This is a genomic window from Glycomyces halotolerans, assembly GCF_054779575.1.
In genome coordinates this window covers 1-23,531 of the sequence record NZ_BAAGXZ010000023.1, presented here as the reverse complement: position 1 = coordinate 23,531, position 23,531 = coordinate 1, and the positions used below count along the sequence as shown (strand labels likewise).

Sequence of the window (23,531 nt, the reverse complement as noted above, 5' to 3'; positions counted from 1 at the left end):
CTTGGAATAGTGTATCACTGGGCGGAGACGAGCCCGCCGACGAAGGAGCACCGTCATGAGCGAGATCCGATTGACCACGCTGGTCGACACCGGGCTGGGCAATGCCGCCTACCTGCTCGACCTCGGCGACGGCGGCGCCCTGGTCGTCGACCCGTCCAGAGACATGCGCCGGATCCGAGCCGCGACCGAACGCGCGGGACTCAGTCCCCGCTTCGTGGCCGAGACCCATCTGCACGCGGACTTCGTCTCCGGGGCGCTGCAACTGCGCTCCCGCCGGCCGGTAGAGGTGCTGGCGTCGGCGGACGGCGGCCGCGAGTTCGCCCACCGGAGCCTGGCCGACGGCGACGAAGTCGACCTGGGCGGGCTGACGCTGCGGGCCCTGGGAACGCCCGGGCACACCGACGAGCATCTGTCCTATCTGCTCCTCGACGGCTCGAAGCCGCTGGGAGTCTTCACCGGCGGCTCCCTCATCGTCGGCGCGGCCGCGCGCACGGACCTGGTCGACCCCGCCCGCACCGAGGAGCTGGCCCGCGCCCAGTACCGGTCGATCCAACGGCTGCTCGAACTGCCCGACGAGGTCGCGGTGTGGCCGACGCACGGAGCCGGCTCCTTCTGCTCGGCTCCACCCGGGGCCGAGCGCACCTCGACCATCGGCTCCGAGAGGGCCGGGAATCCGCTGCTCGCCGCCGGGGGAGAGGACGAATTCGCAGAGCGGCTCCTCGCCGGCCTCGGCACCTATCCGACCTATTTCGACCGTCTCCAAGAGGTCAACCGCTCCGGACCGGCGATCGTCGCCGAACCACCGGCCCTCGCGTCATTGACCGCCGGGCAGGTCCGCGGCCTCCACGACCAGGGTGCGGTCGTCGTCGACGTGCGCCCCGTCGCCGACTACGGCGCCTCGCACCTGCCCGGGGCGGTCTCGATCGCGCTGCGCGACCAGTTCGCCACCTGGCTCGGCTGGGTCGTCGAACCCGGAGCCCCGGTCGTCGTCGTCCGCGACCGCGGCCAAGACGCCGCCGACATCGCCTGGCAGGCCGCCAAGATCGACATCGAGCTCGCCGGCGAGCTCGCCGGAGGCATGGAGGCATGGGACGGCCCGACCGCCTCCATCCCGGTCCTCGCACCGGCAGAGGCCGCCGAGTCGATCGGCGAGACGACCGTGCTCGACATCCGCCAGGACTCCGAATACGCCGCCGGACACCTGCCCGGCGCGATCGGGATCGAACTGGGCTCGGTCACCACCGCCGATCTGCCCGAAGGCCCGCTGCTGTCCATGTGCGGGCACGGCGAACGGGCGATGACCGCCGCGAGCCTGGCCGCCCGGCGCGGCGCGGCCGTCTCAGTGCTCGCCGGCGGCCCCGCCGACCTGGCGGAGGCCGCGGGCACGGCGCTGGAAGAGGGCCGATGAGACCCGCCGTCGCGCCACCGAAGCTGGGACTGGGCGCCAACCTCGGACAGTTCGCCCTCCTCGTCGTCGTGAACGCCCTGGTCGGCGGGATGATCGGCCAGGAGCAGACCGTCCTGCCACTCCTGGCGGTCGACGAATTCGGCCTCACCGGCTATACGTTCCTGTTCACCTACGTGCTCGCCTTCGGGCTCAGCAAGGCCGCCACCAACTACTTCGCCGGGACCTGGTCCGACCGATTCGGACGCAAACCGGTCTTGGTCGCCGGGTGGCTGATCGCGCTTCCGGTGCCGCTCATGCTCATCTGGGCCCCGGCCTGGGGCTGGGTCGTGGCCGCGAACGTGCTGCTCGGCGTCAACCAGGGCCTGACCTGGTCGACCACCGTGATCATGAAGGTCGACCTCGTCGGTCCCCGACGGCGCGGCCTCGCCATGGGATTCAACGAGGCCGCCGGCTACGGTGCCGTCGCGGTCACCTCCGTGCTCGCCGGATACCTGGCCGAGCAGTACGGGCTCCGCCCGGCCCCGTTCCTGCTCGGACTGTCATACGCCGTCATCGGGCTGGGGCTGACGGTGTTCCTGGTCCGCGAGACGCGCGACCACGCCCACCTGGAGGCACGGTCGCGCACCGGCGCCCACCAGGCGCTGAGCGACCGCCAGGTCTTCGCCCGCACCACCCTCACCGACCCGGCGCTGTCGTCGGCCAGCCAGGCGGGACTGGTCAACAACCTCAACTTCGGTCTCGCCTGGGGCCTGTTCCCGCTGCTCTTCAGCGCCGCCGACCTGACCGTGGCGCAGGTCGGCGTCCTGGTGGCGCTCTACCCGGCGGTGTGGGGAGCCGGGCAACTGCTCACCGGGGCCCTTTCGGACCGCTGGGGCCGCAAGGGCCTGATCACGACCGGCATGCTCGTCCAAGCCGCCGCGCTCGCCGGCATCGCCCTCGCCGACGACTTCGACGCGTGGGCGGTGGCGACCGCGCTCCTCGGAGCGGGCACCGCGATGGTCTATCCGACCCTGCTGGCATCGATCGGCGACGTCGCCCACCCGTCCTGGCGCGCCCGCGCCGTCGGCGTCTACCGGCTGTGGCGCGACAGCGGCTACGCCTTCGGCGCGATCGTCGGCGGCGTCGTCGCCGACCTGTGGGACCTGCGCGCCGCGGTCTGGGCCGCCGCCGCGCTGAGCCTCGCCTCCGGCATCGCCGTCGCCGTGCGCATGCACGAGACCCACCCGCGAACCGCCGGAACCGGCCACGACGGCGCGTGAGCGGACATCGCTGCGCTGTTATGAGCGTCATGGTGCCGCAACGGCCCCGGCGGGATAGTTTCGTGAATTAGCGAAATACCGAAGGCTGGTCGACGTGCTCGAAGAATGCAAGGCCCTGTCCAATGAGACACGGCTGCGGATCCTTGAGTGGCTCAAGGATCCGCGGGCGCACTTCGCCTGCGGGGACACCGCCGAGCTCGGTGTGTGCGCCGGCCTGCTCCAGCACAAGGCGGGCACGTCCGCCTCGACCATGTCCGCGCACCTCGCGATCCTCCAGCGTGCCGGATTCCTCGAGGCCACACGGCGCGGCCAGTGGATCTACTACCGGCGCGACGAAGCGCGCATCCGCGCGTTCACCGAGCGACTCCACCGCAGTCTCTGAGAAAGGCGGCCGAACATGCCCGTTGCCCTGTCGATCCTCGACCTGGCGCCGATCGCACCGGGACGCTCGGCGCGCGAGAGCTTCGCCGCGAGCGTCGAGCTCGCCCGCGCCGCCGAACGCAGCGGCTACCGGCGGGTCTGGTACGCCGAGCACCACAACATGCCGACCATCGCCTCGAGCGCCACCAGCGTGGTCATCTGCCATGTCGCCGAGCACACCGACACCATCAGGCTCGGCGCGGGAGGGATCATGCTGCCCAACCACTCGCCGCTGGTGATCGCCGAGCACTTCGGGACGCTGGAGAACCTGTTCCCCGGCCGCATCGACCTCGGGCTGGGACGGGCGCCCGGCACCGACCGCGCCACGATGCGCGCCATCCGGCGGGATGCGACCTCGGCGGACTCGTTTCCCGAGGATGTGCTGGAACTGCAGGGATACCTGCGCGGGGAGTCCCCGGTGGCGGGTGTGCGCGCCGTGCCGCGCCCGGAAAGCGAGGTGCCGCTGTACCTCCTCGGTTCTTCGCTGTTCGGTGCTCAGCTGGCGGCGCGGCTCGGACTGCCGTACGCGTTCGCGTCGCACTTCGCGCCCGACGCCCTGCACCAAGCGGTGGCCGCCTACCGAGAGTCTTTCGAGCCGTCCGCGCAGCTGGCCGAGCCGTACGTGATCGCGGGAGTCAACGTGATCGCGGCCGAAGACCGAGACGAGGCCGAAGACCAGCGGAAGGTCGCCTACAGGCAGCGGGCGCGCGCATTCGTCTCCCGAGGCCAGGGCGGCCGGAACTACACCGACGCCGAGATCGATGCGTTCCTGGCCTCACCGAATGGACAGCAGTTGTCGGCGATGGCCAAGTACACCGCCGTCGGCACTCCTGACGAGGTCCGCGCGTTCCTGGAGGAGTTCGCCGCCTCTGCCAGAGCCGACGAGCTCATCACCGCACACCACGCCGTGGACGTCGCCGACCGCGTGCGCTCGATCGAGCTGACCGCCAAGGCCATGGCGCGGCACGACTGAACCAGACAGGCCGTCGAGCGGCTCAGGCCGCCGCCCAGAACCTGGAAACGTATCGGTGGAGGCCCGTCGTGATCCGGGGCGTCCGGGGTCGCGGGCGCAGAGCGGCCGCCCGGTGCGGCTCTGCAGTCTGTGGGGCGTGGCATGGTCTGGACGCTGACGCCGCGATGCGTCAGCGGGCTAGGCTTGAGTATGACCTACAGCTATCTCACCCGCGACGACGCTACGGCCGTTCTCGAATCCAAGTACTCCCAAGCGCGGCCGCTCCCAGCGTTGTCGGCGCTGCTGGAGGGCGAGATGCTGTGGGACCAGGCGAACCGGACACTCGTGTTCCTGGTCGATTCCTGGGTCGAGAACGCCGGTTACCGGCGACGCATGCACACCTGCATCGCCCGGAACGTCACCGGCGACAAAGACCTCGCTTTCGGGTTCTCCCGCGCTGCCAAGTCGGCCGACCCCGATCTCGTGGCGGCGGCGGCCGACGAGATCCTCGACATGGTCACCGCCGGCGTCACTGCGGCCGATGACGCCGCGGCATCAGTCGCCATCAATGCGGTCCTCAACAGCGGCCTGGCCGAATCACCGTCCAGGAAGCCGATGTTCAAGGCGCTGCGAAGCAGGCGCCTGGCACGTACGCCCGCGGGCTGACAGCTCATCGCCGCAGGCGACGGCACAACCGTCCGCGACACCGGCGTGGCCGCCGTTCCGCCCACCTGGGGCGACTACGGCGATGCCGCCTAGAATCTGCGCATGACCACTGCGCGAGCGTTCCTCAAGCGGCACACGGTGATCGGCGCGTTGCTCGCTGTCCTGGCCGCGGCCGGCTGCGGCACGGACTCGGACTCCGGCGTCTCATCGAACCCCGACGCCACTACCTCCGTCTCCCCCTCCGCCGCTGCGGAGCCGACGGCCGCGGACGGCGCCGACTACGAGTCCTGCGGCGACGGCGAATGCGAGGTGTTCTTCTCCGAACCGGTCGAGTTCACCATGGACGGACCCCAGGGCCAGTTCACGGTGGGAGCCGCAATTGAGGACGACGACGGCATCAAGGTGGACGTGACCAGGCCGAACGGCTACGGCACCGGCGCTGTGCTGCACTCCCCGGACTGCACCCTCGCCGCTGACGGCAACGACGGCATGAGTCTCTCGTGCGCCGAAGACGGGGAAGAGCTGCCCGAACCCGAAGCTGGAGGCATCGTGGTGCACTTGCTGGAACTGACCGAGGACACCGCGGTCATCCGCGCGGTCCTGGGCTGACTGCCTGCCCGGAACACCGGGGCCCGCTCATGCTGGTGGACCTTCCGTAGCAGAGGACGTGAGGTCGGAGCCTTGGTGAGCGGAGGCCGTACTTCTCAGCTCAGCTGTTCGGCCAACGCAAGGATGATGCCGCTCGGTCCGCGGAGGTAGCAGAGCAGGAAGCTGTCCTCGAAGCGCGTCACTTCGCCGACGAGTTCGGCGCCATGCGGACGGAGGCGGGCGAGGGTGTCCTCGAGGTCGTCGACGGCGAACATGACGCGGTGCAGTCCCAGAGTGTTCGCCGGGGCGTTCTCCGGCTTGGAGGTGATCGCCTTCGGGGAGTGGTACTTCGCCAGTTCGAGTCGGCCCGGGGCGTCTGGGATCCGCATCATCGCGATCTCGCTTCGCATGTCGTCGAGCCCGACGACCTTTCCCGCCCATCGCTCTTCGATCGGCATCCTGCCTTCCAGCTCCATGCCCAGCTCAGTGAAGAACGCGACGGCGGCGTCGAGGTCGTCAACGACGATGCCGACGTTGTCCATGCGTTGAATCGCCATGTCACCGAGGATACTGGCCGGGTACGACGCCATCCGCCGTCCAGGGAGCAGAGGCGCGTCGCCTGAGTGCGGCCCCGTAGGAATGACGTTCCGCCGCACTGAAGCAACCGGTCCGTTCGCATGTCGCTGACCCGATCAGCCTGGCGACGAGGAGGGAGTCGCCTCGCGGCCGCATCGCATCTTGCGTCACCTCGTCTACGTCGTTAGGCTCGGACGAGTTCCACGGCGTGTCCCTCACCTCGATCGTCGGAGCCCGATACGAGAGGAACAACCATGTCCCATTCCAGGAACAAAATGCGGATTGCCGCCATTTCGGCGGCGGCCGTTGCAGCAGTTGCACTCGCGGGGGTCACAGCCGAGGCCGACCCGAAGGAACCGACCCTGCGCGGCGAAGCGCCGGTCGATCTGCAGGTGGGCAGCGCCGTCTGGGGCCAGAACGAGCTTCTGGACTACGACCCCGAGAACCCCAATGAATTCCAGAGCATTCTCGGCTCCGAGTTCAACTCACTGACCGCCGAGAACGACATGAAATGGGCCGAGATCCACCCGGAGCCCGACGTCTACGACTTCTCCGGTGCGGACGCCATCGTCGAATTCGCCAAAGCCAACGGCCAGGACGTGCGCGGCCACACGCTGCTCTGGCACAGCCAGAACCCGGACTGGGTGACCGAGGCCAGTGACGACTGGACTTGTGCGGAGGCGCGCGTCGTCCTCGAAGACCACATCCGTACCGTCGTCGGCCGCTACGCCGGCGACATCTACGAGTGGGATGTGGCGAACGAGCTGATCCAGGACGACTGGGACGAGGGCGGTGTGAAGCTGCGTACCGAGGTCAACCCCTTCCTCAAGGCCTGCTCGGAGGACCCGGTCGGCCTCATCGGTGATGCGTTCCGGTGGGCGCACGAAGCGGACCCCGAGGCGGTGCTCTTCCTCAACGACTACAACGCCGAGGGCATCAATGAGAAGACCGACGCCTACTATGCCTTGGCGCAGGAGCTGCTCGCCGACGGAGCGCCGCTGCAAGGCTTCGGCGCTCAGGGTCACCTGAGCCTGATGTACGGCTTCGACGATTCCATGCAGGCGAACTTCGAGCGGTTCGCGGACCTCGGCCTGAAGGTGGCCGTCACCGAGGCCGACGTCCGCATGCCGCTAGACGAGGACGGCAACCCGACCGAAGAGCAGATCGCGCTGCAAGCGGAGCGGTATGACGGCATGCTCCAGGCGTGCCTCAACGTCCCGGCCTGCACGAGCTTCACGGTCTGGGGCTTCGATGACGCACGCTCCTGGGTGCCGGGCGTCTTCGACGAAGGCTACGCGACGATCATGACCGAGGAGTTCGAGAAGAAGCCGGCGTATTTCGCACTGCGCGACAGTCTCGCGGACGCCACCCCCGGCAGGTCCCCGCGGACACCGCCGGGTCTGAACAAGTAAGCCTCACCGAGTGACGTCCGGTGGCTCGTGGGGTCGAACGGCCCTCACGCGCCACCGGACGGAGCCGGCCACGGATCGATGAGTCTGCGTTCCTCTGGCAAGTCAGAGTCTTCGGTCCATGCGAAGAGGATCCGGAAGTATGTGGTTCTCTATTCTGCACGGGCGTCGACATACGGACGGAGAGAAATAGGGCAGCACCTTTGAAAGCGGCGCTTGGAGCAATTCTCAGTAGGGCGATGCACGGTAGGGCCGACCAGCGGGGCATCCGAGAGGGGGGGGTCGCGCTATCAGCTCTGAGACCGGTCGCATGGTCGCGTTGAGCCACCAGCTGCGTGCCGTTCATGAGCATCTTCGACGGGCGCTGGACCTTGCCCGCCGCTCGATCGACGGCGAGGTCGACGTGCCTGTCGGGCAGGATCTCTTGGTGTTCTGCCACGGGTTCTGCTCCGCCTTGAGCGGCCACCATCGCAGCGAGGACTCCAGCCTGTTCCCGCAGATCCTCGCCGAACGTCCCGACTTGGCGCCGGTCGTCAACAAGTTGACGACCGATCACAACATGCTGGAGCATCTGATCGGCGAGTTCGCCGCCGCGATGGCGTCCGAGGCGGATGCCGAGTCTTTGCACCGGCACTTGGACGGCATCGGCGCGATCATGGAGTCGCACTTCGGGTACGAAGAGCGCCAGTTGCTATCGGTGTTGGACGCCGTGGGCCCCCAAGGCGATGCCCGGGCACTCTTGGGTGACCTTGCCTAACGCTGCCTCGGCGTTGCCGTTCGGCATCGTTGAACGGTCGGACTCGCCGCCTTGGTCGCCGTCGATCCGGCGTTGCCGTTCGATGTCACGGTCAATGAATGGTTTTCCCGCTTGAGCATCGGATCGCTGCTCTCGATCGCGACGGGTATAAGTGCGATGGCAAGCCATGCGGCGTTCGTTCTCGTCCTCTTTTTCGACCCGGCCATGCCGTGACGGTTGAGCGCATGCACGAGCTTCCGTACGCAGATTGCATCGCGCAAGTGGAAAGGGCACAAGTGGGAGGGCATCGTCTATGTGTTCGGCACTCGGAATGAGACGGTCAAGGATGACCGCAATGTGGAGTGCAGCCCACGGTCTACCGCCCGCATCTCGGCTCCGCGACCACGTCGCCAACGTCCGACCCTCATGCGCTTAGGCGTCTCCCAGGGTGGCGGACAAGGTACCGAGCAGCTTGGCCAGCTGGGCCTGTTCCTCGTCACCGAGTCCGGCGATGAGACGGCGCTGGTTCTCCAGGTGCTTGCCGATCAGATCGTCGACCAAGGCCCTGCCCGTGTCGGTCAAGGCGATGCGGCGTCCGCGCGCGTCTTCCTCGACTACCGACCTGGTCACCAGGCCTTTCGCTTCGAGGCGGTCGACGCGCTTGGTGATCGCCCCAGTCGTCACGAGGATCGTGCGACTGAGCTCGCCGGGCGTGAGCGAGTACGGCTCGCCGGAGCGGCGCAGCGCCGTCAGCACGTTGAAGTCGCCGTTGCCCAGCCCGGCCTCGGCGAAGGGCGGGCGCAGGTGTCGGTCGAGTGCCTCGGTGACCCTGTAAAGCCTCCCGACGACGAGCATCGGCGAAGGGTCGAGGTCGGGCCGTTCGCGTTGCCACTGGGCGACCATCTCGGAGACGGCGTCTGCATCCATGCCTTGCATCATAGCTTCCATGGAAGCTATGATATCTTCCATGGAAGATAATTTCACCTCGCGAGCGGTCCCGGCCGTCGACTGCTACTTCGACCCCGCGTGCCCCTTCGCCTGGATCACCTCCCGCTGGATCCTCGAGGTCGAGCGCCTCACTCCGGTCACCCTGCGCTTCCGCATCATGAGCCTGTCGGTCCTCAATGAGCACCGCGAGCTCGACGCCTGGTACCGCACGTTCAACGACCGCGCCTGGGGGCCGGCCCGCGTCTGCGCCGCAGCCGAACAGCGTCACGGCAACGCCGTCCTCCGCGATCTCTACACCGCCCTCGGCACCCGCATCCATCTGCGCCGCAACAAGGACTACGACACCGTCATCCCCGAAGCCCTCGCCGAGACCGGACTCCCCGCCGACCTCGCGGACGCCGCACACACCGACGAATTCGATGCGGCCCTGCGCGCCAGCCACCAGAGCGGTCAGGACGCCGTGAGGGAGGAGGCCGGCACGCCCATCATCGCCATCGACGGCGCCGCCTGCTTCGGCCCGGTCCTCACCGCGACCCCCAAGGGCACCGAAGCCGTCCGCGTCTTCACGGCCGTCCGCACCCTGGCCGCTCTTCCCGCCTTCGCCGAGTTGAAACGGGGCCGGTCCAGTGACCTCGGCATCTGAGACCTCGCCGAGGCGCCGCTTCATCGCCGCGAGTCTCGTCGACTCGGTCGGCAACGGTCTGTACGTGCCTTTGACGATGCTGTTCGTCCACGCGCTCACCGGCCTGTCCATGGTCGCCATCGGCGCCGGCCTCACCATCGCCGGACTGTGCGCCCTCGCCGTGACCCCCGCGGCCGGCATCCTCATCGACCGGTTCGGCGGTCGGCGGGTCTTCATCGGGGCACTGTCGCTGCGCGCGATCGCCTTCGCGCTCTACCCCTTCGCCGACAACTACCCGGCCTTCCTCGCAGTCGCCCTCGTCGTCGCGATCGGCGCGCAGAGCTCCCAGCCCAGCCAGCACGCCCTCATCGCCGATCTCGCCGAAGGCGTCGAACGCGACCGGCTGCTCGCCTGGAACCGGAGCCTGCGCAACGGCGGCATGGGCTTCGGCAGCCTCGCCGCCGGAGCGATGCTGATGCTCGACGGCGACGCCGGCTTCGCCGCCGCTGCCGTCGCCATGAGCGCCGCCTTCGCCACCGCCGCGATCGTCGTCGGCGGCATCCGAGCCAGGACGCGACTCGCGCCGAAACACGAAGGCGAGCGCGCCCGAGCCGGATACCGGCAAGTCATCGCCGACCGCCCCTACCTCTGCGTGACCGGCGCGAACTTCCTCATCGCCTTCGGTTACATCGCCCAGTCCATCGCCCTGCCGGTCTACCTCACCCGCGACGTCGGCGTCCCCGATGCGATGGCCGGCATCGTCTTCGCCGTCAACACCGCCCTCATCGCCGCCCTCGGCGTTCCCACCGCCCGCCTGATGGCGCGCGGCAGGCGCAACCGCAGTGCCGCCCTCGGCGCGGTCGTGTTCGCCGTCGCCTTTGCCGCCTTCGCGATCCTGCCCCACCTGGTTACCGGCATCGCCGCCATAGCCACCGTCCTGGCCGTCGCCGTGCTCTACACCGCCGCCGAGCTCATGCACTCCGCGCCGTCACAGAGTCTGTCGGTCCAGGCCGCGCCCGAGCATCTCCGCGGCCGCTACCTCTCGGTCTATCAGCTGTCCTGGTCGGTCGCGCGCAGCCTCGCGCCCGTCCTCATCGGACTGCTCCTCGATGCCGGTTCCTGGCAGGCGTGGGCCGCGCTCGGACTCGCGGCAATCGGCGGTGCGTTGATTCTTCTGTGCACCGAACGGTCGCTCCCAGCGCACGTCGTGAAGGCACCGGGCGTCGTCGCCGCCTAAGCGTTGTCCTGGAAGTCGGTTTCTTGGCCGTGGGACCGGCTGGCATCATCTGGTATGGCGCAGGCTCACCGGCGGCCTCGGCCCGATGGCCGAGCCGGTCGCCTCGGCGTTGCACTACGCAGGGAAGCAATTGGGTGCCGGACCGGTGCGCACGTTGTTCGCGCTGCTGGCGAGTCCGACGAGCGCCGTAGCCCGGTGGCAGGATCTGCTGGTCTGCGCGATCGATGGCACCTTGCTGGACGTACCTGCATCGCAGCGCTCCTCCAACGCCTTTCACCTCCTACGGCGTCCCCGGGGTGGAGCTCATCGCGGGGATGGGAAGAGCGTTATCCGAGGTAGGGGATGTTGAACCAGGTGAACGGTCCGGTAGGGAGGTTGCGCAGCGCGAGGGCGAAGAGAATCCAGGCCGCGGCGTAGCCGATGTAGACGGACCGCGGCAGGCGCAGGGTGGGGAGGTTGCGGCCGAACCAGGTTCGGGCGGTCCACCAGACCAGGGCGTAGAGCGCGAAGGGGACGCCGATGAGGGCGATCGGGTGATGTTGAAAAGCGTGGACCAGGTCGCCGTGGGCGAGGTACCACCACATCCGGGTGCCACCGCAGAAGGGCCCGTTGATGCCGAAGACGAGGTGGAACGCGCACGGGCCCGAGAGGTCAGATTGGGTATCGGTGGGGTCGAAGGCGAGGACGTAGGCGGTGGCGGCGGCCAGCCCGGCCCAGACCGCGGCCGGGCCGAGCCGCCCGCGCCATGGGCTCGGCGGTCGGATCGCCGGGAGCTCTGTCGGGGCTGGCGAGTGCGTCATGGTCCCCCTCGAAGAATTCAGCCGAACCCCATAATACTAATAGACATAGTAGTTAGGTTCCGCCTACGCACACGCCTCGTTCGGCCCGTCTATACGAGCGTTACTGCGCCGCGACCCCGGGGACCGGCCCGGAAGGAAGATGCACACATAAATTACTATTGCCGATAGTATTCGATCTGGGCGGTCGTGCAGTCATGACAGCCGCCTGATCTTCCCGGACGACATTGCGACGGAGTAGTCCATGACCGCCAGACTCGCCCGCCCCGCCCGCAGACTCGCGGCCCTGACCGGCGCGGCCGCCCTCTCCGTAGCCGGATGCACGGCCGAACCGCAGACCGCCGACCCCGGCAGCGAGGTCGACGAATTCCACCACCTCCACGGCCTGGCGGTCCCGGCATGGGGCGACGGGACGGTCTACATGGCCACCCACGAGGGACTGATCGCGATCGGCGGCGACGAGTGGAGCTACGCCAGCGAGGAGCTCCACGACTTCATGGGATTCTCCGTTCACCCGACCGAAGACGGTGTCATGTTCAGCTCCGGCCACCCGGCCCCCGGCTCCGACCTGACCAACCCCCTGGGGTTCATGACCTCCACCGACTCGGGCGCCTCTTGGGAAGTGGTCGCCCTGTCCGGGGAGGTCGACTTCCACGCCATGAGCGTCGGCGCCGAAGGCAGCGTCTACGGGTTCAACGGTCACGGCGAGGCGGGGATCTACACCAGCTTCGACGGCGGCCAGAGCTGGGAGCGCCACGAGCCCGCGGTCATCATGGAGTCCGGCGGGGTCTACTCGCTGGCGGCCGACCCGGTCGATCCCCAGTCGGCCTGGGCCGGAACGGCGACCGGTCTGTTCCGGAGCGACGACGGCGGCGCCTCGTGGGAGCCTGTGAATGAGGGGAGCCCGGTGACGGCCGTGACCGTCGTGCCGTCCGGAGATCGCGTGATCGCCTACGGCGCCGATGGTGTCGGATTGATCGTCAGTGACGACGGTGGTCAGAACTGGGAAGAGACCGGCTGGGTCTTGGACGACAGCGAGGACGCCGTGGGGCATCTGGCCGTCGACCCGTCCGACCCCGACGTCATGTGGGCGGGCACCTACAACGCCGACCTCTACCGGTCCACCGACGGCGGCGCCACCTGGGAGGCAAAGGCAACCGCAGGAACGCCCGCGAAGTAACTTCCGGCGGCGCTCAGTCGATGGGCTAAGGACTTCTCTCTGACTTACCCGTCGGTCTTCGGACGCCGACGAGCAGGTTCGCATCGCCCTTGGCGTCCCCGGCGTGCCGGCGGTCGCGTTCGTCGCGCCGGACGGGACGGTGGCCGAGCTCGTCGCCGAGCCCGGCCTCACCGCCGAGAGCCTGACCGAGACCGCCGCTGCGGCGTTCGGCATGGAGCTGCCGTGACCGCCGTGGTCACTCCAATTCAAGGTCGCCGCAGAGGATCCGGTCGGAAGCCATGTGGTCGCTGTGCTCGCCTTCGGCGTCGAGGTGGACAACGATGGCCTTGACGCGCTCGTCGGCTATCAGGTCGCTTTGGGCGGACACGGTGCCGGCCCCGTCGGCGTCGGTGGTCAGGTGCAGGTGGATCTCGTTGTCCTCGGACATGCCCGCTTCGGGGTCGCCCAGCCAGTGCTCGCCGCCGGGCGGGTCGGTCTCGCAGGAGGCGTCGTGCAGGTGCGAGGTGTAGGCGGTCTCGGGATCCAGGCCGGTCACGGTCAGTCCGACGCTGGTGGTGTCGGCGACGGTGACGATCGCCTGCCCGGCGGCGTCGGGATAGGTCTCCGCAGCGGTGGCGGTGGAGCCGAGAGCGGCCTCCGCGGTCTGCGTCGGGACCGCGGTCTCGGCCGACCCGATCATCTCGTCGATCGCCTCGTCATTCTCGCCGCTCGAGCAGGCGGCGGCCGCGGTCAGGACGAGGCCGGCAGCGGCCAGGATCGCTGTCGTTTTCACGATGCGTCGTTCTCCTTCGATGTGTTTCAGATGGGGCTGACGCCGACACCGACGGTGGCGCGCAGCCAGTTGACGAACTCGCCCCACGCGCCGGTGACGAGCATGAGACCAACAATCATGAGCATGATCCCGCCGGCGATCGAGATGGCGCGGCCGTGGCGGCGCAGGAACCCGACCGCCCGGTTGAGCTTGTGCATGCCCAAAGCGATGGCGATGAACGGTATCCCCAAGCCGAGGCAGTAGGCGATGATGAGCGCGATGCCGCGGATGGCGCCGTCCTGGATGTAGGCGAAACCGGTCACGGCGGCCAGGACCGGTGAGACGCACGGGATCCAGGAGATCGCGAAGACCGCGCCGAAAACCGGTGCCCCGGCGAGACCGACCGCGGGTCGCCAGCGCAGCTGGAAGCCGCGCCCCATGGGAATCGCGCCGGTGAACATGATGCCCATGACGATCATGAGGACTCCGACGACGGTCTCGATCACCGTGCCGTTGGTCAGCAGCGACCGCCCGATGGTCTGGAGGGCGAACACGGTGAGGGTGTACACGGCGGTGAAGCCGGCGACGAACAGCAGCGCCCCGGTCAGGACGCGGCCTCTGCGGCCTCCGGCGGCGATCTCGGAGCCGGACAGGCCGGTCACGTAGGAGACGTAGCCGGGCATCAGCGGCAGGCAGCACGGGGAGGCGAACGAGACGATGCCGGCCAGGACGGCGATGGCGACACCCAGCAGCAGCGGCCCGGAGGTGACGATGTCGGCCAGGTTCACGTCAGGACTCCAGGAGCTGGTTGACGTCAGCGTAGATGGTCTCGGCGTCGATCTCGCCACGCCAGATGCTGCACACCCGGCCCTCGGGGTCGATGACGAGGGTGATCGGGAAGGTGTTGGGCGAGACGTCGTATTCGATGAACTTCATGGTGATCTCCCCGGCGGGATCGAAGATCGACGGGTAGGGGATCCGGTGGCGCTCCTCGAAGGCCCTCGCGGCATCCCGCTCGTCGCGGGAGTTGATGCCGAGCAGGTGGACGTCGATGTCGTCGTCCGACTGCGCGTTCTGCTCGTCGTAGTGCTCGGCGGCGGCCCGCAGTTCGGGGGCCTCGGAGACGCACGGCGGGCACCACGAGCCCCAGAAGTTGACCACGATGACGTTCCCGGCCCACTTCGCGGTGTCGATGGCCTCGCCGTCGAGGCTCTCGCCGGCCAGGGCCGGGGCCTCGGGACGCTCGGCGGGGTCGTTCCAGCGCAGGTTGGTGCCGTCGCCGGAGGTGTAGCGCGAGCGGTTGAGCTCGTTAGTCCGGTTGGAATCCTCGCCGCTGCCCGAGCAGGCGGTGAGCGCGAGCAGCGGGACGGCCGCGAGGAGGGTGCGGCGGTGCGGCATGGCGGACCACTCCTTCACTACTAAGTTGTTTAGTACTATAGAGGCCCATAACCCGGGTATCGTGACGGGAGCGCCGCCAGTGATCGGCGCGATTCGAGGAGGTCGACATGCGGCAGTTCGGAGAGCTGGAAGCGGTGGTGATGGACCGCCTGTGGGCGCTGGACCGCCCGGCCACGGTCCGCGAGGTCCTCACCGGGCTCGACCGCGACCCGGTTCCGGCCTACACCACCGTCATGACCGTCATGGACAACCTCCACCGCAAGGGCGTCCTCGACCGCCACCGCGAGGGCCGCGCCTGGGCCTACCGACCGGTCCACTCCCGTGCCGAGCACGACGCCGCACTCATGACCGGCGTCCTCGACGCCTCCACCGACCGCACCGCCGCCCTGATGAAGTTCGTCGACGCGATCGACGCCGACGAGCTGGCCCGACTGCGCGAACTCATGGCCGAGGATGCCGGGGGCGAGCAGTCATGACCGTCGCCGCGATCCTCCTCGCTTACGCCGCCGTCCTCGCCGTCCTCGGCCCAAGGCTGCTGCGCGGCACGCCCCTGTTCGAACGATCGCCCCGCCTGGGTCTGGTCGCCTGGTTCGCGCTGATGACGAGCGCGCTCCTGGCGGTCCCGGTCGCTGGCCTGGCGATGCTGATGCCCATGGGCTCGTTCGGCACCACGGTCGCCGGCTTCCTCCACACCTGCGTGACCGCGCTCCAGTCCCAGTACGGCCCCAGCGGCGGCCTGGCCGCCGCTGTCGCATCGGCGGCGCTGGTGGCCGTGGTGCCGGTCCGGCTAGCGCACGGCGCTGCCGCGGTCGCGATCCGGACCCGACGCGAGCGGCGCGAGCACCGCGGCCTCTTGGCGCGCCGGGGCGGCTGGGACGAGGGACTCGGCGCCTGGATCCTGGACCGCCCTGAAGCCGCGGCCTACTGTCTGGCGGGGCGCGGCGGCACCGTCGTGATCACCGCAGGAGCCATCGCGGCCACCGACGAGACCCAGCTTGCCGCCGTACTGGCACACGAGCGCGCCCACCTCGCCGGGCGCCACCATCTCCTGATCGCCACGGCACTGGCGCTGCATCGGGTCGCCCCGTGGCTTCCACTGTTCGCCGACGCGCCCGGACGTATCGCGCACCTCGTCGAACGATGTGCCGACGAGGCCGCCGGCCGAGTCCAGACCCGGCGCGCCGTCGCCGCCGGCCTGCTGGCCTTTGCCGAGGCCGGTGCGGCCCCGCAGGCCGCGCTAGCCGTCTCCGGGGGCGACACGGTCCAGCGCATGGAGCGGCTGCTGAACGCACCGCCGAGAGTCGGGCGGCTCTGCGCCGGGGGCATCGTCGGCGGCTCGGCGCTGGTGGTGGTGGTGCCGATCGTCGTGTCGGTGCTGCCAGTTCTTGCCCTGATCCAGATGGCCTGCTACCCCGTCTGAGCGACACGACCGAGTCCGGACCGGTGGCATCGCGAGCACCAATCTACTATTGTACTTAGTACTCTAGTAGAGAGTTGGTGGTCGTGACTGAGTTGCTGTTCTCCACCACGCTGCTCGCCGCCTTCCTCGGCGGCGTGTTGGCGTTGGCCGCGCCGTGCTGCGTCTCGGTGATGCTGCCGGCCTATTTCGCCTCCACATTCCGCCACCGGCGGTCCATTCTCGGCATGACCATGGTCTTCGCCGCCGGTCTGGCCACGGTCATCCTGCCCATCGCGCTCGGTGCGACTGCCCTGTCGCGGCTGTTCATCTCGCAGCACGTGTGGGTCTACTCCATCGGCGGGGCGGCCATGATCGCCTTCGGCGCGGCGATGCTCCTGGGCTGGAAGATGAAGATGCCGATGCCCGGTCTGCGGGCGACTTCCGGGGGCGGGATCGGCGCGACCTACCTGCTCGGGGCGTTCTCCGGGATCGCCTCGGCCTGCTGCGCCCCGGTCCTGGCCGGCGTCGTGGCCGTCTCCGGCGCGGTCGCCTCCTTCCCTGCCGCGCTCAGCGTCGGGGCCGCCTACGTCTTCGGCATGGTCGCCCCGCTGACCATCCTCGCCCTGGTCTGGGACCGCCGCGACTGGGGCTCGGCCACATGGCTGAACGAACGCGGACTGCGCCTTCGCGGGCGCAAGATCCCCCTGTGGTCACTGCTCTCGGGCGGCCTCATGGTCGCTATGGGCATCCTGACCGTCATCCTGGCCCTGACCGAGCGCGGCATGACCCCCGACGGCTGGCAGGCCCGCGTCGCCGCCCAGCTGCGGTTCGCCGCCGCCCACGTGCAACACGCACTGGGCTCCACCGTGCCGGGCATCGTCATCAGCATCGCCATCCTCGGTTCCCTGGCCTGGCTGCTGTTCAAAGCGATCCGCGGCACTCGATCCAAGACCGACACCCCCGAAACCGAACCGAGCCCGACCGACCTGCACGCGTGCTGCGAGGACACTCCCGCAACGCAAAAGCCCGAGAAGACGGAGCAACCCTGATGGCCACTCAGAGCAAGTTGAAGAAGCGCCAGGCGGCGCCGCTCAAGGGCTGGCGGCCCTCGGCAGCCCAGATCGCCGTCGCCGCGGCGATCGGCATCGGCCTCCTTTTCGCCGTCTACACCATCACTCAGAACGAGAGGCAGAACGCGGCGAGCGCCGAGGGCAGCTCCGGCTACAACTTCGCCGTCGGCGAGCCCGGGCACGGCGAGGCCGCTCCCGACTTCACACTCCCGGCCACCAGCGGCGAACAGGTCAGCCTGGCCGACTTTGGCGGCCAGAACGTGCTCCTGTACTTCCATGAAGGCGGCGGCTGCCAGCCCTGCTGGGACCAGATCGCCGACGTCGAAGACGAGTGGGCCGAATTCGAAGCCGCCGGCGTCGATGCCTTCCTGCCGATCACCACCGATCCGGTCGACATCCACACCCGGAAGATGGCCGCCGACGGCCTTGACACCGTCGCCGTCTCCGACCCCGACCTGGCCGTCTCGGAGCAGTACGACACCAATGCCTACGGGATGATGCGCGGGACCACCAACGGCCACAGCTTCATCCTGGTCGACGGCGAGGGCACCATCGTCTGGCGTGCCGACTACGGCGGCGAACCGGATTACACCATGTACCTGCCGGTCGACGCGATCCTGGCCGACCTCGAGGCCGACAGGAGCGACCAATGATCCGCATAACGCTGCTGACCCAGAACGACTGCGGGTTCTGCGACCGGGCCAAGGAGATCCTGCACTACCTGTCGGCCGAATTCGACTTCACCGTCACCGAGATCGACCTCGCCGGCGACGAGGGCCGCGAGCTCGCGATCAAGCACACCGTCCTGCTCGCCCCCGGCCTGCTCATCGATGGCGAGCTGTTCAGTTACGGCCGGCCGAGCGAGCGCAAACTCCGCAAGACCCTCGCCCAGGCGGGGGCCGGAAAGGACTGACATGGAGAACCTGCTCTACCTGCTGCCCGTGGTCGGCTGCGTGGCCATGATGGTCATGATGATGAAGATGATGGGCGGCGGCCACGCCGAGCACGAAGGCCACCAAGGGGCCGACGAGCAATGGCAGACCGAGATCGCCCGCCTCACCGCCCAGGCCGACCAGATGCGGGCGGAACTCGAAGAACTCCGCGCCCAGCCCCAGACCCGCGACTGACCCCGCCCCTCAACCCTTCCCACCCTTCGCTGGCGACCACCCCGGCGAGGAATACAGAGGAGGTGACCGGCAATGGACGAATGCTGCGCGAACTGCGGCTCCCTGAAAGAGGAGTGCTGCTGCCCATGCGGACAGGAGTAGTCCGGACTTAGGTCTGCGGTTCGTGGCTTGCCGCGATCCGCAGACCAGCCGAGTCAGCGACGACCGAGACCGCGCAAGGATCACCGCCTCGGAAACTCCCACCGCGACCCGACACTTCTCCACATTTTTACTACAATCAGGTAGTAGAAAGGGTCGCGAACTTCGCCGGCAGATCGAGCACGTCTTGAAGAAAGGGGGAAGTGATGATGTGGGGGTGGAACGGCGCCGGCTGGGGCTGGGGACTGCTGATGATGTTGCTCATGCTCGCGTTCTGGGGTGCGGTGATCTGGCTGATCATCGCCCTCGCCAGAGGTGGCATGCGGACTTGGAGCCAGAAGGGCGCGCGTGAGGCCGAACACGTGCTGGCCTCCCGCTACGCCGCCGGGGAGATCGACGAGGACGAGTACCGCCAGCGCCTGGCCGTACTGCGCCAAACGCAACGCGACACCGGCTGACCAGTGGGGCGTGATTGCTACTACCATATTGTAGTAATAAGGTGGTCGAGAACGCCACCAGAAGGGATCCCGCCCATGGCACGGATCAAGAATCTCGATGACCTGCGACGCCGCTGGGACAAGTACTCGGTCGGCTACGACCGGGCCATGGCCCGGTCCGAACGCTGGTTCTTCGGCGACACCCGAGCCTGGATCGCCTCCCGCGCTCAGGGTCGCAGCCTGGAAGTCGCGATCGGCACGGGTCTCAACCTGAAGCACTACCCCGACGACATCAAGCTGGCCGGCCTCGAGTTGAGCCCGGCTATGCTCGAGGGCGCCAGGCGGCGCGCCGCCGACCTGGGCATCGAGGCCGACCTCCGCCTCGGCGACGCCCAGCGACTCGAGTTTCCCGACGCCTCCTTCGACACGGTCGTGTGCACCTTCTCGCTGTGCGCCATCCCCGACGATGCGAAAGCCGTCGAGGAGATGGTGCGGGTGCTACGTCCCGGCGGACTGCTCCTGCTGGCCGACCACGTGGTGGCGACCTCGGCGTGGATCCGCGGACTCCAGCGCGTCATCGAGATCTGCTCCGTGCCCACTGCAGGGGAGCACTTCCGGCGCCGCCCCATCCGGCATGTGCGGGCGGCCGGGCTCGCGATCGAGGCCCATGACCGGTTCAAAACGGGCCTGATCGAGCGCCTTGCCGCCCGCAAACCCGCCGCATCTGAACAGGAGTGACGATGAACCCGCAGTTTCGCGCCTCCGACGCCGAACGCCGGGCGACCGTTCAAGCACTGGAGCAGCACACCTGCGATGGACGGCTGACCCTCACCGAGTTCGACGAGCGCAGCGAACGAGCCTGGGCCGCCCGGACCGGTGCCGACCTGGCCCGACTCACCTCCGACCTGCCCGCGACCGGCGAGAACGACGGCCGGTCCGGTGGGCTCGCCTGTCCGGCGTGGCGGCGAGGGACGACCATCGCCCTGGCCGCCGCCGCGGGTGTCGGCCTCGTCGGCGGACTCGCCCAGGCGGCTGGCGCGATGCCTTCCGGCGCCATGATGTGCCACTGAACGACGGTCACATCGGGCAGGGGCAGGCGGCGATCATCAGGCTCCAGGAGGCGGCGACCGCCGAGACGAAGCCCAGCACCGCGATGCCGCTGAGAGCCGAACGCGGCACCGAAGCGAAACCCGGCAGACGCACCCCGCCCGACTCCAACTGCCGCACCCGCGCCTCCAGCAGGCTCGTCGCGGCGAAGCCGCTGACCGCGACCTCGGCCGTCCCCGGGCCGGGGGCAGCGCGCAGCAGCGCCGAGGCCAACGCCGCCCGCCCGCAGCGGTCCACCGCGTAACGGTCGGCGGCCAGCTCGTGCTCGGACTCGGCCCGAGACCGCAGACCCTTCGCCACCGGCGCGAACCACAGATGAGCGGCGGCGACCTTCGCCGCCAAGGCCCGCAGCGGGTCCAATCGCCGCGTATGCGATGCCTCATGAGCGAGCACCGCTCGCAGCTCGGCATCCGACAACGCCGCGGCCATTCTGGAACTCACCACGACACGAGGCCGCAGGACCCCGACCGTGAACGCGAACTCCTCGGTGTCGTCGACCACCATCAGCCGAGCGATGTCCAACCCTGCCGCCGCCGCGGCCAACCGGCCCGGCGCCCGAACCCGGCGCGACTCGAGCTCCTGGACCAGGCCACCGGTCGCCGACAGCGCCCGCGCCGCCGTCCGCACCGCGAGCACGATCGAGATGACGCTGACCACCGCCAGCACCAGATAGGCCCCGACCTCGGGCAGATGATCGGACGCGACCGATCGCGAGGAGCCGTGCAGGCCCAGCAACCCCGATACGCACCACACAATCCACAGTCCCGGATAGGTCGCGACGGTGCCGACGACCAGCGTCCACAGCGGCCGGTCGCCGGTCACGACTCATCCACCAGCTTTCGCAGGCGCGCGGCCAGCGCCTCGTCATCACCGACCTGATCGACGAACGAGACCAGTGCCGCCTCCCCGTAGTCGTCGAGGAGCCGCCGCACGGCGATCCCGGCCTCATCGCGGGCCACCGGGCGGTACACATAGCCGCGCCCGGCCTTCGACCGGGCGACCACCCCCCGCTCGGCCAGCCGTGAGAGCACCGTCATCACCGTCGTATACGCCAGCTCCGGCTCGCGGTCGCGATTCAACCGCTCCAGCACATACCGCACCGGCACCGACTCCGAAGCGTCCCAGAGCACTTTGAGGACGGCCGACTCCAACGGCCCGAACTTGCCAGCGCGATCACCGTTTCCCATCATTCCAAGCTACTACGTGCCGGTCGTAGTCCGGATTGCCGGAGCGTGGCGCCCGGCCGAAGCCAGGCACTGCATGGGCGCCGAATGGATCGATCACGACCGGGAGTTGCTACCAAGGGCGGTGAGGCCACCAACCAAGGAACTTTGGTGATAACCAGTGATAACTAAGAGCGAGACATTTGGTATGGGGTGTAAGTGTCTGAATGTCCGGATTACTGGGTTGGTGGAGGTTCTACATGCCTATTCGAACCCATCGTCGCAGGTAGACGCCGCTCTACGCCCCATAGGAACGGACTTCAAGCAGCCAGATGGACGCTCGAGCCTTTCCCGGCAGTCCCACGATGGCAGCGTTGTCGCATTCTCGGATGCACTTGCCGTGCCGCCGCGTGCGCTGCGACGGCGCCTGACCGACCAGCAACGGCAAGCCATCGTCGAGGCCTTCCATGACGGTGTGCCTCAGCAGGTCCTGGCCGACCGGTACGGCATTAGCGTGCGCAGCGTCAAGCGCCTGGTCCGCGCTGCCCGCGAACGGGCCCGATGAGCCGCGGGCGCGGTTCCTATCAATCCGTGTCGGTACGGTCGGCCACCTCGCGGCGGAGCGCTTCAACGGAGGCGAGGTCGCCCTCGAAGGCTGCCGCTTCGGAGGCGGCCAGCTCCCGGAAGTACCGAATCGATCGGTCGCAGAACGCCACCGCGTCGGAAAGTTCGGTGTCCAGCACACTGCACACATTCGCCGCTGTCCACAAAGTTCGAGCCAGGTCGGGCAAGTAGGCGTTTCGGCCAGCTCTTCACGCAATGCCACTGCCCGTTCGGCTGCTGCCTGCGCTTCGGTCCGCCGCCCGGCCCCAGCCAGGTGGTTCGCGAGGTTGTTCACCGACATCGCGAGGCCCGGCAGGTTCCTCTGGCGGTCGGCTGCTGCGAGTTGCTCGTAGAGGGTGGTGGCGTGTTCGGCGTGGGTCAAGGCCTCGGCGCGTTGGCCGTGGTCGCTCATCCAGATAGCCAGTGTGTTGTGGGCGGCGGCGAGGTCGCAGGATGCTGCGTGGTGTTCGTGGTGGGTCAGGGCTCGGGAGGCCAGTGCGGTACCCAGGCCGGTCAGTCCGGGGTGCGGATATGGCAGAAGGCCGGCATGGATTGCTTCGGCGGCGGCTTGGCCGATGCCTGCCTGGTCGCGGTGGTCGTCGAGGGATAGGGCCAGGGCCAGTTGTTGGGCGGCGGTCAGGTCCTGCTCGGCCGCGCGCTCGACCGCGGCTCGCACCAGGGGGCGTAAGCCGATCGGTCAGCAGTGCGGCCAGTTCGGGCCCGATGGGTTCGGGAGCATCGACCAGGGCCCCAGCGACCGGGCCAGGTGTGCCCGCAGGTCGGCGGCGATGTCCGGGTAGGACTCGGCGGCGCTGCTCCACACCTCCAACACCCGAGCGTGATAGGTCCGGTGTTCGGCCAGGACCGGGTGGTCGATCAGGCCGGTGCGGTCTCTGACCTCGAGAGCAGGTAGGCGGCCAACAGGTCCGGTCGGCCTCACCGGAGACCGGGATCGCCCGCGCGGTCACATTCTCCGGCCGCACCCGACCGTCGTCGGTCGCCGCGGCCGCAAACTCCACAATCCTGCAGGCCTCCAATGGGTCGGCACCGACCAGACGTGCACCAGTAGCCCGTATCGGGAGCCCGGGCAAGTCCGGGACCCACAACACCGCCGCATCCAATTGCCGGTCGGTCTTGAGGCCGATGACACGTTCGACCTTGCAGCTGCCCGCACCGGCCTCAGGCGAGACCCGCCGACGGTCAACGACGCGAACGAGGCGGCGTTCGTCACCGAGACGGTGAAGGACTTGTTCGGCGAGGACCGCTATACCGAGATGCCCGAGCCGGTCATGGGCTCGGAGGGCTTCTCGCGGGTCCTGGAGGCGGTCCCGGGAAGCTACATGTTCTACGGCGCCACCGTGAAAGACGACCCGAGCGAGGCGGCCTCGAACCATTTCCCACGGGCCGCATACGACGACAGCATGCTCGCCGACGGGGTCTTGGGGGTGTGTCCGGAACTTTGTGGGGTCGGGGTGATCCAAGCGAGCTGAAGTAGTCTGCTTCGGCAAGAGAGGATCACCCTGAACGACAACGAAACTGC

General features: G+C 68.7%; 35 protein-coding genes. 25 read left to right on the top strand and 10 right to left on the bottom strand.

Going from position 1 to position 23,531, the window contains the following annotated elements:
- The first annotated feature begins 55 nt into the window (after nucleotides 1-55).
- From ACYVL2_RS16895 to ACYVL2_RS16870, 6 genes are all read left to right on the top strand, one after another.
- Nucleotides 56-1,408, top strand: a complete 1,353-nt coding sequence (locus tag ACYVL2_RS16895; protein WP_460545448.1) for an MBL fold metallo-hydrolase — start codon at nucleotides 56-58, stop codon at nucleotides 1,406-1,408.
- A complete protein-coding gene (locus tag ACYVL2_RS16890; RefSeq protein WP_460545445.1) occupies nucleotides 1,405-2,667 on the top strand; it encodes an MFS transporter in 1,263 nt (420 codons plus the stop codon). Before ACYVL2_RS16895 ends, ACYVL2_RS16890 begins: the two co-directional genes overlap by 4 nt.
- A 94-nt stretch (nucleotides 2,668-2,761) precedes the next feature.
- The gene (locus ACYVL2_RS16885; protein WP_460545443.1) at nucleotides 2,762-3,049 is read left to right on the top strand and encodes an ArsR/SmtB family transcription factor; all 288 of its coding nucleotides are present in this window, start codon (nucleotides 2,762-2,764) and stop codon (nucleotides 3,047-3,049) included.
- Nucleotides 3,050-3,064: 15 nt separating this feature from the next.
- Nucleotides 3,065-4,060, top strand: coding sequence for an LLM class flavin-dependent oxidoreductase (locus ACYVL2_RS16880; protein ID WP_460545441.1), 996 nt, complete (start codon nucleotides 3,065-3,067; stop codon nucleotides 4,058-4,060).
- A gap of 189 nt (nucleotides 4,061-4,249) precedes the next feature.
- Nucleotides 4,250-4,705, top strand: a complete 456-nt coding sequence (locus ACYVL2_RS16875) for a hypothetical protein (RefSeq protein WP_460545439.1) — start codon at nucleotides 4,250-4,252, stop codon at nucleotides 4,703-4,705.
- A gap of 102 nt (nucleotides 4,706-4,807) precedes the next feature.
- Nucleotides 4,808-5,314 (top strand): hypothetical protein, encoded by a 507-nt coding sequence (locus ACYVL2_RS16870; RefSeq protein ID WP_460545437.1) that lies wholly within the window; start codon nucleotides 4,808-4,810, stop codon nucleotides 5,312-5,314.
- A 95-nt stretch (nucleotides 5,315-5,409) separates the two neighbouring features.
- On the opposite strand, the gene ACYVL2_RS16865 is transcribed toward ACYVL2_RS16870, so the two are convergent.
- Nucleotides 5,410-5,850, bottom strand: coding sequence for a VOC family protein (locus ACYVL2_RS16865; protein WP_460545435.1), 441 nt, complete (start codon nucleotides 5,848-5,850; stop codon nucleotides 5,410-5,412).
- A 294-nt stretch (nucleotides 5,851-6,144) separates the two neighbouring features.
- Between ACYVL2_RS16865 and ACYVL2_RS16860 the strand changes: the two genes are divergently transcribed.
- The 3 genes from ACYVL2_RS16860 (at nucleotide 6,145) to ACYVL2_RS16850 (ending at nucleotide 8,248) form a co-directional block, all read left to right on the top strand.
- A complete protein-coding gene (locus ACYVL2_RS16860) occupies nucleotides 6,145-7,281 on the top strand; it encodes an endo-1,4-beta-xylanase (RefSeq protein ID WP_460545433.1) in 1,137 nt (378 codons plus the stop codon).
- Nucleotides 7,282-7,588: 307 nt separating this feature from the next.
- Nucleotides 7,589-8,035 carry a hemerythrin domain-containing protein gene (locus ACYVL2_RS16855; protein ID WP_460545431.1) on the top strand — a complete coding sequence of 149 codons (447 nt, stop codon included), beginning with the start codon at nucleotides 7,589-7,591 and terminating at the stop codon, nucleotides 8,033-8,035.
- Nucleotides 8,036-8,086: 51 nt separating this feature from the next.
- Complete coding sequence (locus ACYVL2_RS16850) at nucleotides 8,087-8,248, top strand: hypothetical protein (protein WP_460545429.1); 162 nt, start codon at nucleotides 8,087-8,089, stop codon at nucleotides 8,246-8,248.
- A gap of 198 nt (nucleotides 8,249-8,446) precedes the next feature.
- On the opposite strand, the gene ACYVL2_RS16845 is transcribed toward ACYVL2_RS16850, so the two are convergent.
- Nucleotides 8,447-8,941 carry a MarR family winged helix-turn-helix transcriptional regulator gene (locus ACYVL2_RS16845; protein ID WP_460545427.1) on the bottom strand — a complete coding sequence of 165 codons (495 nt, stop codon included), beginning with the start codon at nucleotides 8,939-8,941 and terminating at the stop codon, nucleotides 8,447-8,449.
- A gap of 40 nt (nucleotides 8,942-8,981) precedes the next feature.
- On the opposite strand from ACYVL2_RS16845, the gene ACYVL2_RS16840 reads away from it, so the two are divergent.
- Both ACYVL2_RS16840 and ACYVL2_RS16835 read left to right on the top strand, forming a co-directional pair.
- Nucleotides 8,982-9,605: a thioredoxin domain-containing protein gene (locus ACYVL2_RS16840; RefSeq protein ID WP_460545426.1), complete on the top strand. Its 624-nt coding sequence runs from the start codon at nucleotides 8,982-8,984 to the stop codon at nucleotides 9,603-9,605.
- Nucleotides 9,589-10,821, top strand: a complete 1,233-nt coding sequence (locus ACYVL2_RS16835; RefSeq protein ID WP_460545424.1) for an MFS transporter — start codon at nucleotides 9,589-9,591, stop codon at nucleotides 10,819-10,821. The genes ACYVL2_RS16840 and ACYVL2_RS16835 overlap by 17 nt, the downstream gene beginning before the upstream one ends.
- A 326-nt stretch (nucleotides 10,822-11,147) precedes the next feature.
- On the opposite strand, the gene ACYVL2_RS16830 is transcribed toward ACYVL2_RS16835, so the two are convergent.
- On the bottom strand, nucleotides 11,148-11,621 hold the full coding sequence (locus ACYVL2_RS16830) for a DUF2752 domain-containing protein (RefSeq protein ID WP_460545422.1): 474 nt from the start codon (nucleotides 11,619-11,621) through the stop codon (nucleotides 11,148-11,150).
- A gap of 241 nt (nucleotides 11,622-11,862) precedes the next feature.
- Between ACYVL2_RS16830 and ACYVL2_RS16825 the strand changes: the two genes are divergently transcribed.
- Nucleotides 11,863-12,798, top strand: a complete 936-nt coding sequence (locus tag ACYVL2_RS16825) for a WD40/YVTN/BNR-like repeat-containing protein (RefSeq protein WP_460545420.1) — start codon at nucleotides 11,863-11,865, stop codon at nucleotides 12,796-12,798.
- 103 nt (nucleotides 12,799-12,901) lie between these two features.
- On the top strand, nucleotides 12,902-13,024 hold the full coding sequence (locus ACYVL2_RS16820) for a hypothetical protein (RefSeq protein WP_460545418.1): 123 nt from the start codon (nucleotides 12,902-12,904) through the stop codon (nucleotides 13,022-13,024).
- A 9-nt stretch (nucleotides 13,025-13,033) separates the two neighbouring features.
- On the opposite strand, the gene ACYVL2_RS16815 is transcribed toward ACYVL2_RS16820, so the two are convergent.
- Genes ACYVL2_RS16815 through ACYVL2_RS16805 form a run of 3 tightly spaced genes read right to left on the bottom strand, consistent with a single transcriptional unit; the run spans nucleotide 13,034 to nucleotide 14,947 of the window.
- Nucleotides 13,034-13,570, bottom strand: coding sequence for a hypothetical protein (locus tag ACYVL2_RS16815; protein ID WP_460545416.1), 537 nt, complete (start codon nucleotides 13,568-13,570; stop codon nucleotides 13,034-13,036).
- 26 nt (nucleotides 13,571-13,596) lie between these two features.
- Complete coding sequence (locus ACYVL2_RS16810; RefSeq protein WP_460545414.1) at nucleotides 13,597-14,337, bottom strand: cytochrome c biogenesis CcdA family protein; 741 nt, start codon at nucleotides 14,335-14,337, stop codon at nucleotides 13,597-13,599.
- Nucleotide 14,338: 1 nt separating this feature from the next.
- Entirely contained in the window at nucleotides 14,339-14,947 is a 609-nt protein-coding gene (locus ACYVL2_RS16805) for a TlpA family protein disulfide reductase (RefSeq protein WP_460545412.1), read from the bottom strand.
- Nucleotides 14,948-15,054: 107 nt separating this feature from the next.
- On the opposite strand from ACYVL2_RS16805, the gene ACYVL2_RS16800 reads away from it, so the two are divergent.
- From ACYVL2_RS16800 to ACYVL2_RS16760, 9 genes are all read left to right on the top strand, one after another.
- Nucleotides 15,055-15,423: a BlaI/MecI/CopY family transcriptional regulator gene (locus ACYVL2_RS16800; RefSeq protein ID WP_460545410.1), complete on the top strand. Its 369-nt coding sequence runs from the start codon at nucleotides 15,055-15,057 to the stop codon at nucleotides 15,421-15,423.
- The gene (locus ACYVL2_RS16795; protein ID WP_460545408.1) at nucleotides 15,420-16,367 is read left to right on the top strand and encodes a M56 family metallopeptidase; all 948 of its coding nucleotides are present in this window, start codon (nucleotides 15,420-15,422) and stop codon (nucleotides 16,365-16,367) included. The genes ACYVL2_RS16800 and ACYVL2_RS16795 overlap by 4 nt, the downstream gene beginning before the upstream one ends.
- A gap of 83 nt (nucleotides 16,368-16,450) precedes the next feature.
- A complete protein-coding gene (locus ACYVL2_RS16790; protein ID WP_460545406.1) occupies nucleotides 16,451-17,395 on the top strand; it encodes a cytochrome c biogenesis CcdA family protein in 945 nt (314 codons plus the stop codon).
- Entirely contained in the window at nucleotides 17,395-18,069 is a 675-nt protein-coding gene (locus ACYVL2_RS16785; RefSeq protein ID WP_460545404.1) for a peroxiredoxin family protein, read from the top strand. Before ACYVL2_RS16790 ends, ACYVL2_RS16785 begins: the two co-directional genes overlap by 1 nt.
- Nucleotides 18,066-18,329, top strand: coding sequence for a glutaredoxin family protein (locus ACYVL2_RS16780; RefSeq protein WP_460545402.1), 264 nt, complete (start codon nucleotides 18,066-18,068; stop codon nucleotides 18,327-18,329). The genes ACYVL2_RS16785 and ACYVL2_RS16780 overlap by 4 nt, the downstream gene beginning before the upstream one ends.
- A 1-nt stretch (nucleotide 18,330) precedes the next feature.
- On the top strand, nucleotides 18,331-18,543 hold the full coding sequence (locus ACYVL2_RS16775; protein WP_460545400.1) for a hypothetical protein: 213 nt from the start codon (nucleotides 18,331-18,333) through the stop codon (nucleotides 18,541-18,543).
- A gap of 344 nt (nucleotides 18,544-18,887) precedes the next feature.
- Nucleotides 18,888-19,139, top strand: coding sequence for an SHOCT domain-containing protein (locus ACYVL2_RS16770; RefSeq protein WP_460545398.1), 252 nt, complete (start codon nucleotides 18,888-18,890; stop codon nucleotides 19,137-19,139).
- Between the two features lie 75 nt (nucleotides 19,140-19,214).
- The gene (locus ACYVL2_RS16765) at nucleotides 19,215-19,856 is read left to right on the top strand and encodes a class I SAM-dependent methyltransferase (RefSeq protein ID WP_460545396.1); all 642 of its coding nucleotides are present in this window, start codon (nucleotides 19,215-19,217) and stop codon (nucleotides 19,854-19,856) included.
- 2 nt (nucleotides 19,857-19,858) lie between these two features.
- On the top strand, nucleotides 19,859-20,188 hold the full coding sequence (locus ACYVL2_RS16760; protein WP_460545394.1) for a DUF1707 SHOCT-like domain-containing protein: 330 nt from the start codon (nucleotides 19,859-19,861) through the stop codon (nucleotides 20,186-20,188).
- A gap of 7 nt (nucleotides 20,189-20,195) precedes the next feature.
- On the opposite strand, the gene ACYVL2_RS16755 is transcribed toward ACYVL2_RS16760, so the two are convergent.
- Together ACYVL2_RS16755 and ACYVL2_RS16750 are read right to left on the bottom strand one after the other, a co-directional pair.
- A complete protein-coding gene (locus ACYVL2_RS16755) occupies nucleotides 20,196-21,047 on the bottom strand; it encodes a M56 family metallopeptidase (RefSeq protein ID WP_460545391.1) in 852 nt (283 codons plus the stop codon).
- The gene (locus tag ACYVL2_RS16750) at nucleotides 21,044-21,412 is read right to left on the bottom strand and encodes a BlaI/MecI/CopY family transcriptional regulator (protein WP_460545389.1); all 369 of its coding nucleotides are present in this window, start codon (nucleotides 21,410-21,412) and stop codon (nucleotides 21,044-21,046) included. The genes ACYVL2_RS16755 and ACYVL2_RS16750 overlap by 4 nt, the downstream gene beginning before the upstream one ends.
- Before the next feature lie 184 nt (nucleotides 21,413-21,596).
- On the opposite strand from ACYVL2_RS16750, the gene ACYVL2_RS16745 reads away from it, so the two are divergent.
- On the top strand, nucleotides 21,597-21,953 hold the full coding sequence (locus ACYVL2_RS16745; protein WP_460545503.1) for a sigma factor-like helix-turn-helix DNA-binding protein: 357 nt from the start codon (nucleotides 21,597-21,599) through the stop codon (nucleotides 21,951-21,953).
- Nucleotides 21,954-21,972: 19 nt separating this feature from the next.
- Here ACYVL2_RS16745 and ACYVL2_RS16740 read toward each other — a convergent pair whose 3' ends face one another.
- Complete coding sequence (locus ACYVL2_RS16740; RefSeq protein WP_460545386.1) at nucleotides 21,973-22,131, bottom strand: hypothetical protein; 159 nt, start codon at nucleotides 22,129-22,131, stop codon at nucleotides 21,973-21,975.
- 320 nt (nucleotides 22,132-22,451) lie between these two features.
- Here ACYVL2_RS16740 and ACYVL2_RS16735 point away from each other — a divergent pair, with 320 nt between their 5' ends.
- Complete coding sequence (locus tag ACYVL2_RS16735; RefSeq protein WP_460545384.1) at nucleotides 22,452-22,601, top strand: hypothetical protein; 150 nt, start codon at nucleotides 22,452-22,454, stop codon at nucleotides 22,599-22,601.
- 87 nt (nucleotides 22,602-22,688) lie between these two features.
- On the opposite strand, the gene ACYVL2_RS16730 is transcribed toward ACYVL2_RS16735, so the two are convergent.
- Nucleotides 22,689-22,820 carry a hypothetical protein gene (locus ACYVL2_RS16730; protein ID WP_460545383.1) on the bottom strand — a complete coding sequence of 44 codons (132 nt, stop codon included), beginning with the start codon at nucleotides 22,818-22,820 and terminating at the stop codon, nucleotides 22,689-22,691.
- A 292-nt stretch (nucleotides 22,821-23,112) separates the two neighbouring features.
- On the opposite strand from ACYVL2_RS16730, the gene ACYVL2_RS16725 reads away from it, so the two are divergent.
- Nucleotides 23,113-23,481, top strand: coding sequence for a M20/M25/M40 family metallo-hydrolase (locus ACYVL2_RS16725; RefSeq protein ID WP_460545381.1), 369 nt, complete (start codon nucleotides 23,113-23,115; stop codon nucleotides 23,479-23,481).
- Nucleotides 23,482-23,531 lie beyond the last annotated feature (50 nt).

Coding starts and splice junctions, on each gene's coding strand:
- ACYVL2_RS16840 (WP_460545426.1), top strand. CDS start 8,982: ATGGAAGATAATTTCACCTCGCGAGCGGTCCCGGCCGTCGACTGCTAC.
- ACYVL2_RS16795 (WP_460545408.1), top strand. CDS start 15,420: ATGACCGTCGCCGCGATCCTCCTCGCTTACGCCGCCGTCCTCGCCGTC.
- ACYVL2_RS16865 (WP_460545435.1), bottom strand. CDS start 5,850: ATGGCGATTCAACGCATGGACAACGTCGGCATCGTCGTTGACGACCTC.
- ACYVL2_RS16770 (WP_460545398.1), top strand. CDS start 18,888: ATGATGTGGGGGTGGAACGGCGCCGGCTGGGGCTGGGGACTGCTGATG.
- ACYVL2_RS16855 (WP_460545431.1), top strand. CDS start 7,589: ATGGTCGCGTTGAGCCACCAGCTGCGTGCCGTTCATGAGCATCTTCGA.
- ACYVL2_RS16845 (WP_460545427.1), bottom strand. CDS start 8,941: ATGGATGCAGACGCCGTCTCCGAGATGGTCGCCCAGTGGCAACGCGAA.
- ACYVL2_RS16805 (WP_460545412.1), bottom strand. CDS start 14,947: ATGCCGCACCGCCGCACCCTCCTCGCGGCCGTCCCGCTGCTCGCGCTC.
- ACYVL2_RS16745 (WP_460545503.1), top strand. CDS start 21,597: ATGGGGTGTAAGTGTCTGAATGTCCGGATTACTGGGTTGGTGGAGGTT.
- ACYVL2_RS16825 (WP_460545420.1), top strand. CDS start 11,863: ATGACCGCCAGACTCGCCCGCCCCGCCCGCAGACTCGCGGCCCTGACC.
- ACYVL2_RS16875 (WP_460545439.1), top strand. CDS start 4,250: ATGACCTACAGCTATCTCACCCGCGACGACGCTACGGCCGTTCTCGAA.
- ACYVL2_RS16760 (WP_460545394.1), top strand. CDS start 19,859: ATGAACCCGCAGTTTCGCGCCTCCGACGCCGAACGCCGGGCGACCGTT.
- ACYVL2_RS16800 (WP_460545410.1), top strand. CDS start 15,055: ATGCGGCAGTTCGGAGAGCTGGAAGCGGTGGTGATGGACCGCCTGTGG.
- ACYVL2_RS16775 (WP_460545400.1), top strand. CDS start 18,331: ATGGAGAACCTGCTCTACCTGCTGCCCGTGGTCGGCTGCGTGGCCATG.
- ACYVL2_RS16890 (WP_460545445.1), top strand. CDS start 1,405: ATGAGACCCGCCGTCGCGCCACCGAAGCTGGGACTGGGCGCCAACCTC.
- ACYVL2_RS16895 (WP_460545448.1), top strand. CDS start 56: ATGAGCGAGATCCGATTGACCACGCTGGTCGACACCGGGCTGGGCAAT.
- ACYVL2_RS16870 (WP_460545437.1), top strand. CDS start 4,808: ATGACCACTGCGCGAGCGTTCCTCAAGCGGCACACGGTGATCGGCGCG.
- ACYVL2_RS16880 (WP_460545441.1), top strand. CDS start 3,065: ATGCCCGTTGCCCTGTCGATCCTCGACCTGGCGCCGATCGCACCGGGA.
- ACYVL2_RS16830 (WP_460545422.1), bottom strand. CDS start 11,621: ATGACGCACTCGCCAGCCCCGACAGAGCTCCCGGCGATCCGACCGCCG.
- ACYVL2_RS16750 (WP_460545389.1), bottom strand. CDS start 21,412: ATGGGAAACGGTGATCGCGCTGGCAAGTTCGGGCCGTTGGAGTCGGCC.
- ACYVL2_RS16785 (WP_460545404.1), top strand. CDS start 17,395: ATGGCCACTCAGAGCAAGTTGAAGAAGCGCCAGGCGGCGCCGCTCAAG.
- ACYVL2_RS16765 (WP_460545396.1), top strand. CDS start 19,215: ATGGCACGGATCAAGAATCTCGATGACCTGCGACGCCGCTGGGACAAG.
- ACYVL2_RS16780 (WP_460545402.1), top strand. CDS start 18,066: ATGATCCGCATAACGCTGCTGACCCAGAACGACTGCGGGTTCTGCGAC.
- ACYVL2_RS16860 (WP_460545433.1), top strand. CDS start 6,145: ATGCGGATTGCCGCCATTTCGGCGGCGGCCGTTGCAGCAGTTGCACTC.